16 protein-coding genes and 1 other annotated feature are annotated in these 15,524 nt (G+C 59.6%); of the genes, 6 read left to right on the top strand and 10 right to left on the bottom strand.

The genetic code is table 11. The features are described 5' to 3' along the window. Window positions 1-300 precede the first annotated feature (300 nt). The 9 genes from V7Q53_RS14850 to V7Q53_RS14810 all read right to left on the bottom strand — a co-directional run bounded on the left by V7Q53_RS14850 (window position 301) and on the right by V7Q53_RS14810 (window position 7,104). Entirely contained in the window at window positions 301-972 is a 672-nt protein-coding gene (locus tag V7Q53_RS14850; protein WP_333829406.1) for a GntR family transcriptional regulator, read from the bottom strand. Window positions 973-1,048: 76 nt separating this feature from the next. Continuing rightward, complete coding sequence (locus V7Q53_RS14845) at window positions 1,049-1,801, bottom strand: carboxymuconolactone decarboxylase family protein (RefSeq protein ID WP_333829405.1); 753 nt, start codon at window positions 1,799-1,801, stop codon at window positions 1,049-1,051. Continuing rightward, window positions 1,798-2,187 (bottom strand): cupin domain-containing protein, encoded by a 390-nt coding sequence (locus tag V7Q53_RS14840; RefSeq protein ID WP_333829404.1) that lies wholly within the window; start codon window positions 2,185-2,187, stop codon window positions 1,798-1,800. The genes V7Q53_RS14845 and V7Q53_RS14840 overlap by 4 nt, the downstream gene beginning before the upstream one ends. 11 nt (window positions 2,188-2,198) lie before the next feature. Beyond that, entirely contained in the window at window positions 2,199-3,092 is an 894-nt protein-coding gene (locus V7Q53_RS14835) for an NAD(P)-dependent oxidoreductase (protein ID WP_333829403.1), read from the bottom strand. A gap of 33 nt (window positions 3,093-3,125) precedes the next feature. Further along, window positions 3,126-3,542: a carboxymuconolactone decarboxylase family protein gene (locus V7Q53_RS14830; protein ID WP_333829402.1), complete on the bottom strand. Its 417-nt coding sequence runs from the start codon at window positions 3,540-3,542 to the stop codon at window positions 3,126-3,128. Window positions 3,543-3,586: 44 nt separating this feature from the next. After that, complete coding sequence (locus V7Q53_RS14825; protein WP_333829401.1) at window positions 3,587-5,041, bottom strand: aldehyde dehydrogenase family protein; 1,455 nt, start codon at window positions 5,039-5,041, stop codon at window positions 3,587-3,589. Window position 5,042: 1 nt separating this feature from the next. Next, window positions 5,043-5,915, bottom strand: coding sequence for an NAD(P)-dependent oxidoreductase (locus V7Q53_RS14820; RefSeq protein ID WP_333829399.1), 873 nt, complete (start codon window positions 5,913-5,915; stop codon window positions 5,043-5,045). 45 nt (window positions 5,916-5,960) lie between these two features. Continuing rightward, window positions 5,961-6,287, bottom strand: a complete 327-nt coding sequence (locus tag V7Q53_RS14815) for an NIPSNAP family protein (RefSeq protein WP_333829398.1) — start codon at window positions 6,285-6,287, stop codon at window positions 5,961-5,963. A 10-nt stretch (window positions 6,288-6,297) separates the two neighbouring features. Further along, window positions 6,298-7,104, bottom strand: coding sequence for an N-acyl homoserine lactonase family protein (locus V7Q53_RS14810; RefSeq protein WP_333829397.1), 807 nt, complete (start codon window positions 7,102-7,104; stop codon window positions 6,298-6,300). A 396-nt stretch (window positions 7,105-7,500) separates the two neighbouring features. Here V7Q53_RS14810 and dctP point away from each other — a divergent pair, with 396 nt between their 5' ends. The 4 genes from dctP to V7Q53_RS14790 all read left to right on the top strand — a co-directional run bounded on the left by dctP (window position 7,501) and on the right by V7Q53_RS14790 (window position 11,505). Beyond that, complete coding sequence (gene dctP, locus V7Q53_RS14805) at window positions 7,501-8,523, top strand: TRAP transporter substrate-binding protein DctP (RefSeq protein ID WP_333829396.1); 1,023 nt, start codon at window positions 7,501-7,503, stop codon at window positions 8,521-8,523. A 68-nt stretch (window positions 8,524-8,591) separates the two neighbouring features. Further along, a complete protein-coding gene (locus V7Q53_RS14800; protein ID WP_333829395.1) occupies window positions 8,592-9,158 on the top strand; it encodes a TRAP transporter small permease subunit in 567 nt (188 codons plus the stop codon). Further along, window positions 9,151-10,455: a TRAP transporter large permease gene (locus tag V7Q53_RS14795; RefSeq protein WP_333829394.1), complete on the top strand. Its 1,305-nt coding sequence runs from the start codon at window positions 9,151-9,153 to the stop codon at window positions 10,453-10,455. Before V7Q53_RS14800 ends, V7Q53_RS14795 begins: the two co-directional genes overlap by 8 nt. Before the next feature lie 72 nt (window positions 10,456-10,527). Then, a complete protein-coding gene (locus tag V7Q53_RS14790; protein ID WP_333829393.1) occupies window positions 10,528-11,505 on the top strand; it encodes an Ldh family oxidoreductase in 978 nt (325 codons plus the stop codon). A 255-nt stretch (window positions 11,506-11,760) separates the two neighbouring features. Here V7Q53_RS14790 and V7Q53_RS14785 read toward each other — a convergent pair whose 3' ends face one another. Then, a complete protein-coding gene (locus tag V7Q53_RS14785) occupies window positions 11,761-13,113 on the bottom strand; it encodes an MFS transporter (RefSeq protein WP_333829392.1) in 1,353 nt (450 codons plus the stop codon). A 411-nt stretch (window positions 13,114-13,524) separates the two neighbouring features. Further along, window positions 13,525-13,641 (top strand) — a sequence feature (AL1L pseudoknot). 289 nt (window positions 13,642-13,930) lie between these two features. On the opposite strand from V7Q53_RS14785, the gene V7Q53_RS14775 reads away from it, so the two are divergent. Next, on the top strand, window positions 13,931-14,353 hold the full coding sequence (locus V7Q53_RS14775; RefSeq protein ID WP_333829390.1) for a CopG family transcriptional regulator: 423 nt from the start codon (window positions 13,931-13,933) through the stop codon (window positions 14,351-14,353). A gap of 23 nt (window positions 14,354-14,376) precedes the next feature. After that, the gene (locus V7Q53_RS14770) at window positions 14,377-15,513 is read left to right on the top strand and encodes an extracellular catalytic domain type 1 short-chain-length polyhydroxyalkanoate depolymerase (protein ID WP_333829389.1); all 1,137 of its coding nucleotides are present in this window, start codon (window positions 14,377-14,379) and stop codon (window positions 15,511-15,513) included. Window positions 15,514-15,524: the final 11 nt, after the last annotated feature.

Genomic DNA, 15,524 nt, shown 5'->3' with positions numbered 1-15,524 from the left:
TCCACAGAACCGATCAGGATGAGAGCCGAAAGGTGGGAGGCAGGAAACGCTTACGGTTCATCTCTGCCAGCAACAGCCGAAGCGCCGTGACCGCCAAGGTCAAACTGGACATGGCCGAGGGCAACTCGCCCAGCTTGGCAGCAGGTTGGTGACAGGAACGGCAAGAAAGCTCGCAGCCCAATTCTTTGATATGTTTTCAGAGGAGGTCACTGAGCGGCAGTCGGCTCAGGCACTCAGGCAGTCGCGGGACTCAGCGCGCGCGCTTCTCTGGGGGACGGACAGGTTGCCGAAGCCTGCACCCTAGGAATGCCCCTGCTCCTCCAGATACCGAAGCGCCACGACCGAGGCATTTCTGACATGTTCGCTGGCGATTTCCTGTGCCGCGTCTGCGTCACGTTTCTGAAATGCCGTGTTCAGGGCATTGATCTCGGCGAGGCTTTTCGGCAGGCGGTCCGCATCAACCAGTGAGGTGGCGCGCAGGATGTTGATGCGCGAATGCATTCCGCGCAGGATCTCGTGTACCAGCGCGTTTCCGCAATTGGCGAGCATGATATCATAAAGATTTGTCTTCGCTTTTAAAACATCCTCGCGGGATTTTCCACGTACAGCCTGACGCAGGCCTTTCGCAGCCTTGGCAAAATCCGCGATGTCATTCTCGCTGGCTTTCAGCGCGAACTCCCGCGCCGCAAATCCTTCCAGGATTGCGCGCAACGCGTAAAGCTGGCGCGCTTCATCCAGCGAGATGGTCGCAACGACGGGGCCTTTATGGGGGATGATCTCCACAAGTTTCTCGGCTTCCAGCTTCCGCAAAGCTTCGCGTACCGAGGCACGGCTCACGCCAAGCTCCTCACAAAGCACGCGCTCAACCAGACGTTCGCCGGGCAGATACAGGCCGGTTGTTATGGCGTGGCGAACGGCATCTTCGACCTTCTGTCGCAGTGTATCCGGTTGAATGATGCCAATTTTAGCCATGATTTCCGCACTTCTTTCCAAGAGAATTTCTATTTCATCCCTAAGGAATGGCCCGGAAACAAACAAGTCATCGTGGTCATGTCTGCTTCTTCAGCTCCTGCCTCAGAATTGGCGCCGCCAATTCCACGGCGTGCATGCCGATCAGGTTCACAACCTCGAGCACCTCCATGATTTCTTCCTTGGTCGCCCCGTAGCCCAGCGCATTTCGCATGTGCATTTTCAGTCCGGGCACATACAGATGTGTGGCGGCGGCATCGAAAGCGCAATAGATGAATTCCTTCATCTTCGGCTCCAATATCCCGTTTCGCCAGGGATAGGCGGAAAAATCTAGATAGGCCTCGAACAGCTCCGGGTCGAGCTCAAGTATACCGTCCCAGAAGCTGTGCCAGTATCCCCTGTCTTTTGTGAAATCCGCTTTCAGCTTTTCCTGATGCTCTGTCAGAGGGGCAGGGCCACTGCGATAGCCTTCTTCCTCCAGAACCTCCAGCAGCAAAGGCACGCCGATGTTGCACGCGTGAATGCCCAGTGTTGCCGTCAGTTGCAGAACCTCCATCACCTCCTGCGGGGTTGCCCCTGCGGCGAGGGCGTTGCGCACCTGACGGCGCACACCGGGGGCGTACAGATGGGTTGCGGCGGCAGAGGCGGCAAGCGCAACAAGGGCGCGGTTTTTCGAACCCAGGTAATTCTTTTTTACCGGCACCTGCGCCATGCGCTGCCATACGTCCAGAAACCCGGGATCAAGTTCTGCGATGGCGTCATGCTCATCATCCCAGTAGCCAAGCTGGTCCTTGACGGTCTGCTTCAGCCGCGCTGCACTGTCCGATGTCATGACGTTGCATCCTGAAACTGGTCTGAACTGACTTCATCCAACCAGTTCGTGCCGCCAAGCGACGTTGCGGTATGCAGCAGGTAGCTGTCCGCTGCGGCGCCATGCCAGTGAACCTCATCAGCCGGGATCCAGATTGTGTCGCCCGGCCGGATTACCTGTGCCTTCTGGCCTTTCACACAGATCCAGCCTTGACCGGCCAGCACCTGAAGAATTTGTCCCTGTCCATGGGTGTGCCAATGGGTACGTGCATCCGGCGGAAAAAACACGTTGTTGATCATCACCCCGTCAGTCGCAGGCATGATCGGGTCTGCCCAGACCTGACCCGTGAAGGTCGGCCCGCGCGATTGGGATGCGTCGCTTGTGTTGCGGCCTGGAAATATCTGCATCGGTCTGTCCTTTACGCTTTGTTCAGTCGAATGCCGCCAGAGATGTCGCCAATGGCATCGACAACCCGGTTCGATATGGCATCACCATATCCCAGTGCTGTTGCCAGACCAAAGGAAGCCAGCGGCCCGGCGGTGTTCAGCGATGAAACACCCAGTTCGTGCAGCAGGTCAGCATAGAGGACAACATCCTTGGTCATCAGTCTGGAGGTCAGCCCCCCTTCCAGATAATCGCCGTCAACGATCTTCGGGAAGCGGTTCAGCGTTGCAAAATTCACCCCGCTGGAGGCATTCAGCACGTCCAGCAACTGGTGCAGATCCAGACCAGCCTTTTTGCCGGCCACCATCACTTCGGCGGTAGCGGCCAGACTGACAGCATTCAGGAAGTTGTTCAGCAGCTTGGTTGTATGCCCCGCCCCGGCGCCACCCATCACAACCACCTTGCTGGCGATAGGTTTGAATACCGGGGTCAGCCTTTCAATAGCCTCCTCTGCGCCGCCGACCATCAAGGTGAGCGTGCCCTTTTCAGCGGCTGCGGCGCCGCCGGAAATACCGGCATCCACATAGAACGCGCCGCGATCGTCAAACAGGCGCGCAAGCCGGATCGTCGAGCTTGCCGAGGCTGTGCTGAGATCGACGACCACCTGCCCCTTCTCAACCGACGACAAAACGCCGCCATCGCCCTCAACCACCGCTTCCACCACCTTGCTGTCCGGCAGCGACATCAGAATGATCTGTGCCGAGCGCACCACCTCTGCGACGGATGCGCCAACCTCGATGCCCACCTTCGCAGCAGCCTCGGGGTTGCTGTCATAGCCCACAACGCGGAACCCCCCGGCGCGCAGGCACCGCGCGATCCTGGAGCCCATGTTCCCCAAGCCGATAAAGCCGATGGTCGTGCTATCCATGGTCCGATATCCCCAAATTCACCTGATGGCCGCTCATACCCCGGCCCTGGCGTCGTTCTTGTCCTGCGCGGCGTCCCATTCCTCTATCGCCTTGCTGGCTGTCCGGAATGCCGCCAAAGCTGCAGGCGCGCCACAATAGACAAGGGTTTGCTTCAGGACGCTCTGAATTTCCTGACGGCTGACGCCATTCGTCAGCGCGCCTTTCACATGCACCGCAAGTTCATGATGCTGGTTCATCGCTGTCAGCATCGCGATGTTGATCATGCTGCGCGTCTTGAAAGGCAGGCAGTCATCGCCCCAGACTTCGCCCCAGCAGTATTCCGTCACCAGCCGTTGCGCGGGCCGGTTGAAATCGTCGGCGGCGTTCCAGGAATTTTCAACATGGCCTTCGCCCAGTACCGCCTTGCGGTTTGCGAAGCCCTTCTTGAACATCTCGCTTTCATCATTCATCGCCGCAGTCTCCAGGTTAAATATCGTCATTATTCTTGTGAGTGTCACTCGGCAGAAGGTTCGGTCTGCGAGGTGAAGCCGATCATCGCCTTGAGTTCCAGATACTCCCGCAGACCGGCTTCACCCCATTCGCGACCGTTCCCGGATTGACGAAAGCCGCCGAACGGTGCGTGAAAATCCGCTGCCGGGTAATTGATATGCACCTGCCCGCCGATCAGCCGTCGCGCGACATCGCGCGCGCGTTCCGGATTTCGGCTTTGCACATAAGCGGCCAGCCCAAAACTGGAGCTGTTGGCAATCGCGATGCCCTCTTCCTCGTCGTCATAGGCCAGAATTGAAAGCACCGGGCCAAAGATTTCTTCCCTTGCGATGGTCATGTCCGGCGTCACATCGGTGAAGATGGTAGGCTGAACATAGAAGCCGCGGCTCAGATCGGCCGGGCGTGTGGTGCCGCCGGTCAGCAGGGTGGCGCCCTCAACAATGCCGCTTTGTATAAGTTTGCGAACGCGGTCGAACTGGGCCTTGTTCACCAAGGGGCCAAGTTGCGTTTCCGCATCGTCCGTGGGTCCGAGGATGTAGCTTTCGGCGGTTGCGACCGCGAGTTTCTTCACCTCGTCAAGCCGGGCGCGCGGCACGATCATGCGCGTCGGAATCGAACAGGATTGACCGGAATTTGTCAGGCACGCTGCAACACCCTTCGGCACGGCCACGTCAAAGTCGGCATCTTCCAGCAGGATATTGGCAGATTTGCCACCCAATTCCTGCGCCACGCGCTTCACAGTCTCCGCCGCAGTCTTCGCAACCTCGATCCCTGCGCGCGTTGAGCCGGTGAAGGACACCATATCAATGTCCGGGTGGCCCGCGATAGCGGCGCCAACGACCGGGCCGGAACCGTTGACCAGATTGACCACGCCCGGCGGCACCCCGGCGTCATGCAGGACCTGAACCAGAAGCAATGCGCTGATTGCCGAAAACTCACTTGGTTTCAGAACCATGGTGCAACCGGCAGCAAGGGCCGGTGCAACCTTCACAATCACCTGATTGATCGGCCAGTTCCACGGCGTGATCAGGCCGCACGCGCCCACCGGCTCGTATCTGAGGCGGGTGGTGCCGCGATCCTCCTCAAAGGCGAACCCATCCATCACTTCGATCAAGGCATTCAGGTGCAATGGTCCGCGCGGCGCTTGCCCTTTTCTTGAGAATGTAATGGGCGCGCCCATTTCAAGGCGCATGGCCTCAGCGAAATCTTCAAGGCGGTCTTCGTAGAGATGAAGTATCCGGCGCAGCAGGGCGGTCCGCTCCTGTTGCGATGTTGCCCGATATGCGGGCAGGGCCCTGCGCGCCGCTGCCACCGCGCGGTCAACATCCCGGGCCCCACCCATCGCAAGCGTGGCGTAGGTTTCTTCTGTCGAGGGATCGACCAGATCGAACCCTTGTGGCGAGACAGGTTCAACCCATGAACCGTCAATATAGAAACGAGAGAGGTCAGGAAGTCGCATGTCAGGTTCCGCGGTTCAGCAATTGATACATTGCCGTGTGATCGGTCGTCGGTTCTGCCTGGCTCGCGATGCTGCGCCACAGGTCGATACCGTGACGGCCAAACGCCATCGGATACGAGAGTGAGCTTGCAAGGTCTTGTGCGATGCCCAGATCCTTGGCCATCAGCCCGATGCTGAACCCGGACCCGAAGGTGCCGGACAGCATGTACTGCGCGACCTTGTTCACCGAAGTGTTGGTTTGCCCGCTCGACGCGTTCAGAACGCTGGTCATCACTTCGGGTGCGATCTCGAAGGATTCGGCGATGTGCAGCGCCTCGACCGTGGCCATGAGGCCCGCTGCGGAAACGTAGTTGTTCAGCGCCTTGGCGGCATGTCCTGCCCCCGCATGGCCGACGTGAAGGATTGATCCGCCCATCGAGGTGAGTACGGGTCGCCAGCGTTCCAGCAAAGCCGCCTCGCCACCCACAAGGATGGCCAGCGTTCCGGCAACGGCCTTTGGCACGCCACCAGATACCGGTGCATCCAGATAGCCCAGATCCATCCGCGCAAGCGTCGCCGCCAGCGCCCGCGAGCGCGTCGGGCTGGATGAGCTCATGTCGATGATCGTGGCGCCGGCGGGCAGACGCTCTGCCCAGGCATCGGTCATCAGGACCGCTTCCACGATGTCGGAATTCGGCAACATGGTGATCAGAACGTCAAGCGAGGACGCATTGTCAGCCGTCAGGCGCTGTGCGCCAAGTTCAGCACACAAGGCTGCCGTGATGTCGGCATTCGTGTCCAGTAAGGAGAGAGCGTGCCCGCCCTGCGCAAGGCGGCGCGCCATCGGGGCGCCCATGTTGCCAAGCCCGATGAAGCCAATCCTGTATTCAGCCATTCATGTATCTTTCATATTTTGCGCGGCATGAGGCCGGGAGCGGCGTCAGCGTAATGCCGAAAAGTCGGTCGGCGCCAGAAAAGAGCATTCCACTCTGGTCACGATCGGCCGCTCTGCCTCGGTTGCGTTGCGGCGCGCGATCCAGTCGGGATCGGCCTGAAAGGCATTCCAGGCCTGTTCGCGATGCGCCATGTCCCGCCACTTCAGCAGGTAGATCAGGCTATGGTTGTCGGGGCCGATAAGGGTGGTCCAGAACCCGACCTGCTCAATCCCGTATTTTTCGAAAAATGCCAGAGTGATTCCTCTGAAGCGCTCCAGCAGCGCCGGAAGCCGTGTCGGTTCGCAATAATAGACCCGCATTTCCACAATCATTGATATTTCCTTACTGCTCGCGGTCGGGCACTGGCGGCAGATCAAGCCTGCAAATCCAGCCCAGGGTGTCGTCGGCGACGGGAGGATACCGGGTCAGAACCTTGGGATCATGGCCCGGAATTATGTGATCTTCGCTGTCCGCCAGCTTCAGGACGCGCGCATAGCCATCTAGCATGTCGCCAACATTGTAGACGACCGGGTAGGCCAACCGCAGCGCCAGATTGTCGAAGTAATGCGCAGCATCTGACGCAAGAACCACCCAGCCGCGTTTCGTGCGCACCCGGACGATCTGCAACCCGTCGGAATGCCCGCCAACCCGGTGCAAGGTGATGCCCGGCGTCAACTCATCCTCGGGGTCACGGAAAGTCAGACGCCCCGCAAACAGCCGGTCAATCATCACCTTCACATCGTCAACCGCATAGGGGTGGTTGATTTCCGGATGGCACATGCACCGTCCGGTGCAGAACGCCATCTCGCGCTCCTGAACATGGAAGCGGGCGTTCGGGAACAGATGATGATTTCCCGCATGATCATAGTGCAGATGGGTCAGCACAACATCGGCAACCTGATCAGAGTCGATGCCAAGCCGTGACAGGCCAGCCTCGACAGAATGTACGATTCGCCGCTTGCGCTTGTCGGCCATTGCCTGATCGAAACCCGTATCTACAATGATTGTGCGCGTCGCGTTCCTGATAACCCAGATGAAATAGTCCATGGCCATCGGGCCATCATGGATGTCGCCCCCGATGAAATTCTCCCGCGCCCGACGCTCATGCTGGGCATATTTGATGGCATAAATCTCAAAATGGTCCTGCACTGTCGTCGCTCCTCCGGCCCCGTCCTCAGCAAGGCTCTCCTCGCATCTGCCTTCCTAAAGATTGTCGGACAGTTCGTCAATATGGCAAAGCATTCCTCCTTGTGGAGCCAGATGTCATTTTCCAGTCATTCGATATTTTATCTATTATATCAAAGGAATTAGATTTGAATCTGTGCTTCCGAGGCGCTGGGTCCCGGATTTCGGTCGCAAAAAAAGAATTGACATATTGTCGGACAGAACGGATTACAGTGCGGGTGACGCCTGCTCGGACCTGTCAACTGCCGCCAGTTCGGATGGAAAAAGGAGGGCGCGGTCCGGGGAGCCGCACGAACGGGCAGTTACAAGTTCCTGGCAAAGCTTCACCGCCAATCCAGACAGACGCTCAAGGGAGGAACCATGAGACACATTTCCGCATCCATACTCAGTGCCGCTGTTGCGACAGCTGCGCTGGGGCATTCCGCCAATGCCCAGACTTTGCGCTGGGGTGATCACTTTCCACAGTGCTGCAACATGTTCACCCTCGCGTCCGAATGGCTGGCCGAAGAAGTGAACACCCGCACGGAGGGCGATCTTCAGATCAACATCCAGTTCGGTGGCGTTCTGGCGTCGGTGACTGAAATCCCGACCGCAATCGAAACCGGCCTGATGGACATGGGCAATATCGTTGTGCCCTATTTCCCCGAGCAGCTGCCCGTCAACAACGCGCTGCCGTTCTTCACGCCCAATACCCGTGACCAGCGCGAAGTCGGAGAGCTTTGGCTGAGGTGGCATGAGGAAATTCCGGCCTTTGCCGAAGAGCTGGCCCGGTACAACACGCGGATGATCACGGTTCGGCCACTGCCAAACTACGGCTTCCTTTGCACGACGCCGATCAACACGCTGGAAGACTTCCGCGGCAAGCGGATCCGCACCTATGGCGTTGCGCTGCCCGCATTGGTTGAAGCGCTTGGCGGCATTCCGACCAGCTTCGTCGATGTCGAAATGTACGAAGCGCTGAGCAACAACATCCTTGATTGCACGGCAACGGATATCGGATTTGTCGAAGCGTTCCAGCTGTATGATGTCGCTTCCTATTTCATTGATGTTCCGCTGGGCGCAAACTGGGGGCAGATCATCGGCATGAATCTGGATACCTACAACGCGCTTTCGGAAGAACATCAAGCTGTTCTTGAAGAGCTGAAATACGAGCATCTGGAAGAGCTGCTGGCGCTCTTCGAGGCGGAGGAGGAACGGATCAAGGCGCGCTGGGAGGCCGAGGGCCTGGTTGAGATCGTTGATTTCCCCGATGACGTCTTTCTGGAAACCGCTTTTGCCAGTGCGGGTGTGCAAGCCGCCCGCGACAGCTGGATACAGCGCGTCATGGCCAGCGGCATGCCCGAGGAAGACGCACAGCGCGTCATCGACGACATCAATCAGTAACCGGATCATCAGGGGGTGAGGCGGAGTAAAACACCGCCTCACCCTTCTGTCGTTCCAGGAGAGTCTCAATGCAGCGCACTTTCAAAGGCGTGTACTGGTTCTATGGCGTGCTCGTCTTTATTGCCGCCCTCATCGCCGGGACTGCGACGTTTCTCATCATGTGTCTGATCGCACTCAGCGCATTTCTGAGAACGCTTTTCAACGCGCCGATCCCGGCTTCTGTGGAAATCAGCCAGGCGCTTCTGGTGCTGTGCATCACCTTTCCATTCGCTTACACGCTGATGAAGAAAGAGCATGTACGAACCGTGGTTCTGGCCCGTCGTTTTCCGGAACGTCTGCAACGGTTCATTCATGCCCTGTGGATGATGTCCGGTGTTATCATATTTGCAGCGGCGACATACGGAACATGGCGTTATGGCATCCGGTCGTACAACATGAATGAAATGGTATGGGGCGCCGCGATTCAGTTTCCACTCTGGCCATCAAAAATCGCCGTCAGCATCGGGCTTGGAATGCTCACCGTTCAATTCGCACTTGAAGCGATCGGAACATTGCTTGTCCCCGGGTTTGCACCGGTGGACAACGACATGCTGGATCAGGAAGCGGAATTTAACGCGGTGCACAGAAATGACTGATCTGGCTATTGGCTTTGCAGGCTGTGGCGTGTTGCTCGCCCTGATTCTGTTGGGCGCACCGATCATGCTGGCACTTACGGGTGTAGCCTTTGGTGGTATTCTGCTGATGAACGGGTTCATCCCCTCCATTTCATTGATGGGAACGGTGATTTACCCGGTGGTCAGCTCGTTCCACTTCAGTGCCATCCCGATGTTTCTTCTGATGGGCTTTTTCGCCATCAGGGCCGGTATCGGCGATGACCTTTTTGATGCCTGCACCAAATGGTTCGGGCGGCTGCCCGGTGGTCTGGCGCTTGCCAGCACCGGGGCAACAGCGGCATTCGGGGCGGCGTCCGGCTCGTCGGTTGGAACGGCCACGCTGTTCACCAAACTGGCGCTGCCTGAAATGGTGCGCCGTGGGTATGACAGGGGCTTTTCAGCGGCTTCGATCGCCATTGCGGGTACACTGGCAGTGCTGATACCCCCCAGCGCCCTGATCGTGGTTTACGGCATCCTGACGAATGCGCCGATCGGACGGCTGCTGATTGCCGGCATCGTCCCCGGCGTGATCTTTGCCTGCCTTCTCGCGCTCACGATTGTTACCGTCGCCTGGCTCCAACCCCACAAGGCGCCGCCAAGTAAGGAAACTTATTCACTGCGCGAGCGGATATATTCGCTGCGCATGGTAGGTCCGCTCGCGCTGGTGATCTTCATCATGCTTGGCGGTCTGTATGCCGGGGTATTCACGCCGACAGAGTCGGGCGCAGTTGGCGCTTTCGCCACTTTCATCATGGCATTGGTCCGGCAGGGGCCATTTGGCGTCCGGCTTGGATATTCCCTGATTGAAACCGTCAAGCTGACGGCAATGATCTTTGCCATTATTATTGGCGGGCTGATCTTTGCACGGTTTCTGGCGCTGAGCGGGGTCTCGACCTTTACCCAGAACCTGCTGGTTAATGGCGGTTTGGACCCTTGGGCAATCGTTGCGATTGTGACGCTGGTGTATCTTTTGCTGGGCATGCTTATGGATGCGCCCTCGCTGCTCGCGATTTCGCTGCCGATCACTTATCCGGTGATGATGAGCCTCGGCTATCACCCGGTCTGGTTCGGGGTCTACGTTATTGTGCTGGCGGAGATCGGAGCTGTCACACCCCCCATCGGGTTGAATTGTTTCGTCGTCAAAGGGGCGGCGGGGAACCTGGTAAAACTTGAACAGATCTTTGTCGGGCTGATTCCATTTTTCTTTGCAGCGGTTGCGATGCTTGGTCTGTTGCTGACGTTCCCTGAACTGGTTCTCTGGCTGCCAAGTAAAATGTGAGGTTATGGCCTCGTGGCCGCCCCGGCGCCTGACTTGATCAGGGCGTGAAACCCTCAATCACGGATAGATGCAATGAAACTGACATTGGACGATGCGCGCACCCTGGCTCACGAAGCTTTCGTTAAAATGGGGTATCATCCAGACACGCTTGCATCACCTGTTGCTCATCTAATCGATTGCGAGCTGCGGGGGCTGAATTTCGCCGGTCTGGCGCGGCTTGTTTCAATTGCCGAACGACATCGCAAATACGGTGCGCCCTCGCAGGGATTGTCGGTGGAGCGGGAAACGCCGGTATCTGCCCTTGTCGCCGGACACGATCAGATCGGATATATCGTCGGCCAGAAAATGACCGACCTGGCCGTCGAGAAAGCTCAAAAATCAGGGCTGGCATTAATTGGCGGAAAAGACACCTGGTATACGGGGATGTTGTCATTCTACGCGGAACAGATATGCGCCAGAGGGCTTGTGGCGATGATCTTTTCCAACACGGCCCCTTGGGTGGCACCGCATGGCGGCACCGAGGGGCGGTTTGGCACGAACCCCGTCTGTTTCGGCTTTCCTTTCCGCGATATGCCGGTGATCTGGGATATCGGCACGTCAGAAATCATCCATGCGCAGGTTCTGCTGGCGAAGCGGCTGGGTCATATTCTGCCGGAAGGGACCGCATATGACAAAGATGGCGTCCCCACAGTTGATCCTGATGCAGCATTTGACGGCGCGTTTTCCGTGTGGGGGGGGCACAAGGGTAGTGGCCTTGCGATGATGGTGCAGCTGATGGGTATGATGGCCGGATCTGCTCATTTACCGGACGACCTGAGCGGCTTTGGTATGGTAATTGTTGCAGCAAAGCCTGACTTGCTTCGCGATCCCACTGAATTCGACGCCGAGATAGAGGCGTACAGCAAAGCAATCCGCGAAACGCGGCCCGTCGCAGATGGCCCGCCCGTACGGATGCCGTTTGACCGTTCCCGGCAAGACCGGGCCAAGGTACGCGCCCGCGGCTGGATCGACGTTCCTGACGAGGTTCACGCGTTGATTTTGGATATCTGAGGGTGCTCTCGCCCGGCGTTATCTCATGAGCGTGCCGATTTTGCATGAGAGGCCAAGGTTCATCATGCGCCGCTGGCGGCAAGGTTGAAACTGGCACCGGCAGGTCAGCCCGATCAGCCCCAGGGCCAAACCCTCGTCCGGCAGTGCCTGCAGCAGCGCGTTGTCCCGGCCGCCCAGCTCGGTCAGTTGTTGTCGGCGATGCGCCAGAACGGCACCCTCTCGCCATCCCCGTCATCCAACGCGCTCCCCCTCAGTTCAGGATCGCAGCAGGCGCATCGAACTGAAAACCATTCCGGCAAAAGCAAATACAACCGCCACGGTGATCGCGATCATGGTGCTGGATCCCGCCGCCGCCAACCCGAAGATCGCCGCTGCACCTGCCGCTCCGACTGTCTGACCCACTAGTCGTGAGGATGACTGAAGCGCGCTGGCTGCAGCGCTGCGCGCGGGCGGTGATCCTGAAATAATCGCCATGGTGTTAGGGCTCTGAAACAATCCGAAGCCAAAGCCGCAGGCGAACATGCCCGCCACGAGCGCCGGGAGCGAGCGCAGCGGGATCGACCACAGGATGCAGCCCGCGCCCCCGACCAGCAGCGCGAGTCCCAGCGTGCCGAGAAGCCCAGCCGAATGACGACCCATCAGCCGGCCCACGAGCACCGAGGCGAGCATGATACCGACAGGCCACGGCGCCATCGAAAGGCCCACCACCGCTGCAGGCAGGCCCATTGTGTCATGCAGGTGGAAAGGCAAGGAGACGTAGCTCAGCCCCTGTACCACATAGGCGCAAACTGCTGTCAGAGCCGAAAGCCGAATGACGGGGATGCGCAGGAGATCAACTGCCAGCATCGGCGTTGGGCTCCGGTTCTGATGCCGGACCATGGCCCAGCCCAGCCCTCCGCCTGCCAACACGCCAAGGGTGAGCAGACCGAGAGGATAGCCGCGTCCAAGCCCGTCGATCGTCAGGACGGCTATGCCGATGGCCAACGCGATCAGAGCCGCACCGACAAAGTCGAACTGACGGCCGGTGGGCGGGACCAAAGGCAGGGCGAGAATCGAGACGGGCAGGATCAAGAGCCCGAGCGGCAGGTTGACGAGAAACAGCCAATGCCAGTCGGCGATCGACAGGATCGCACCTGCGATCACCGGTCCGGCAGCGGCTGACACCGCCACGACGAGCGTGTTGTAGGCGATGCCGCGCCCCAGCTTGGCCTTGGGGAAAATGAAGCGCAGGAGGGCAAGGTTTACGGTCATCACCGCAGAGCCGCCCAGACCCTGAACGGCTCGTGCAGCGATCATCAGATCAAGGCGCTCGGCAAATGCGCAAACCACCGAAGCGGCAACGAAGACGACGAGGCCCCCGCAATAAACCTTGCGATAACCAAGCTTGTCGCCCAGCGCGGCCAGTGGAAAAAGTGATATGGTGACGGCAAGCTGGTAGGAAGTCACCACCCAGATCGCCGAAGATTCGTCCACCCCGAAATCACCGGCAATTGCAGGCAGTGCGACGTTGATACCGACACCGTCAATCACCGCCATGAAAATGCCAATGGTTATCGCGAGGACGGCCCAGTAGCGTCTGGGGACCGGCAGACCGTCGTTGCTGCTCATGCGGGTGCTTTTTCCGTTGTCAGGACGGGGCGGACCCCCAGGATGCAGGGCCTATGCCTGGCGCGGCACAGGATTGATGGGCGAGAGCGGGAACCGGATGTAGAGCAGCAAGGCAAGGCGTTCACTTCCGGGTTCGTCTTGAAGTCACAAGAAGGTTCGATCTCGGCATCCGAAAAAGCTACACCTCTGCTGCACCGTCCTCAAGGGAGGTTCCTCTGATCGAATCCGCAAAGCCGGGAAATCGCGCAAAGGTGCTCATCCTGAACCGCCCCTTTTCACCGGAGGGCAAAACTCTCGGAGAATTACTGGCGACCTGCCAGGCCAGACCAGCGCCGGGAAGGCGCGGGTCAAGGAGTTGGAACGCGAAGTGCGCGGACTTCGGCAGGCGAATGAGATTCTGACGAAAGCGTCAGCGTACTTCGTCCAGGCGGTGCTCGACCGCCCGTATCGCAAGTGATTGCTTTTATTGAAAGAAGCAGCGGGTGAGTTCGGGGGCGAGCGATGGGCAAAATATTGCATATTACCCCGTCAACCTCATGAACGGCGCGTTATCGGGCGCGACCCTGATCGGGCTTCGGCCCGGGCAAAGTCGGGCGCTGCCTTGAAGATCAGGATCAATTCCGCTTGGGAAGAGAACCGCAGGCTCTGTGGAGTGCGGAAGATCCGGCATCTCTTGCTGCGAGACGAGCATGAGGTTGCGCGATGCACGGTACACCTACCGCAGACTTCCCGGCCCCATCATTCCGTCGCGGCGCTCTTGCATTTGGCGGAATAGGCTCCATATACCATCCATACGGATGGCGTATGGGGGTTAAAATTGGCGAAAGCACCAAATAACGCGGCGGTTTCCAAGGCGCCCGAGTCCGAGAAGATCACCATCAATCTCGGCTTTGTCGATCTGGGACAGATCGAACTGCTGGTGCAGGAAGGGTTCTATTCCAACCGCAGTGACTTCATCCGCACCGCCATCCGCAACCAGATCGAACGTCACGCGGAGACGGTGCGGCAGATCGTTGTGCGCAAAAGCGTCGATCTGGGCTTGCGGCGCATTACCCGCGATGAGCTGACGGCGGCGCAGGCAGCGGGGCAGATGCTGGATATCCGCGTCCTTGGCCTGGTCGTTCTCGCCCCCGATATCACCGCCGAGCTTGCCCGGAACACCATTTCCGCCCTGTCTGTTCTGGGTTCGCTGCAGGCCTCTGACGCGGTCAGGGCCGCGCTGGCCGACCGCATCACCTGATCCCCAATCATCGAAAGAACCGCATGAAAACGCTCTTCGCCCGCGGCATGACCCGGGCCACCGCACTGACACGCTCCGGCGATCTGGCAGAGGCCACCGCGCTGATCCAGTCGCTTCTGCACCCCAACCCCGCCACCGATGAACAGCCGGACGACGCAGGCGTGATCGAGGGAAGCTTCACCCGGCAAGGTGAGGGGGCCCCACCCCCGCGAACGGCGCGGACAGCGCGAAAAGGGCTGAGCGAAACGCTGCGCTCCATCGCGGCGGGCGGGATGCCACAGCGCGGCCCGCTGACCCCCGCAGCGCCTGATCTGCCTTCAGGCGCGCAATTCCTTGCCCTGACGCATCAGGGCACACAGGGCAGCCGCGACTACCGGCTGTACGTGCCCGCCACGATGCCAGAGGGGCCGATGCCCCTGATCGTGATGCTGCACGGCTGCACCCAGTCACCCGAGGATTTCGCCACAGGCACCGGGATGAATGCGCTGGCGGAGGAGTATGGCGCGCTGATCGCCTGGCCCGCCCAGCCGCAGGGGGCGAATGTGCAGAAGTGCTGGAACTGGTTCCGGCCGGAAGATCAGGCGAAGGGCCGGGGCGAACCCGCGCTGATCGCCGGAATTGTCCACGACATCCTGCGCGCGCACCCGGCCGATGCCGCGCGGGTCTATATTGCGGGCTTGTCGGCGGGCGGGGCGGCTGCGGCGATCATGGGCGCATCCTACCCTGAGCTGTTCGCCGCTATCGGTGTGCATTCAGGCCTGCCAGTCGGCGGGGCGCGGGATGTGCCGTCGGCCTTCGCCGCCATGCGCAGCGGATCGACGGGCACGGCGCGGGTTTCTGGGGTTCCGGCCATCGTGTTCCACGGGCTTGCCGACACCACGGTTCATCCTGCCAATGGCGAGGCAGTGCTCACGCAGGCGCTGCGCGTGCGCGCCGGTCTCAGTCAGGTCCGCGTTTCGGGCACTTCAGGCGGCGGGCGCACCTACCGGCAGACCCGCCATGAAGATGCCCGCGGCCTGAGCATGGCTGAACATTGGGAAATAGACGGCGTCGGGCACGCTTGGTCAGGCGGGCAGGCCGCAGGCAGCTACACCGACCCCAAGGGCCCGGATGCCTCGCGCGAGATGCTGCGGTTCTTTCTGCAGCACAGTCAGGCCTAGCGCGAGAGGCT

This window comes from Pararhodobacter sp. (assembly GCF_036802785.1).
GTDB lineage: Bacteria > Pseudomonadota > Alphaproteobacteria > Rhodobacterales > Rhodobacteraceae > Pararhodobacter.
The sequence above is the reverse complement of the archived record's forward strand: the minus strand, read 5'-3'. Positions and strand labels throughout refer to the sequence as shown.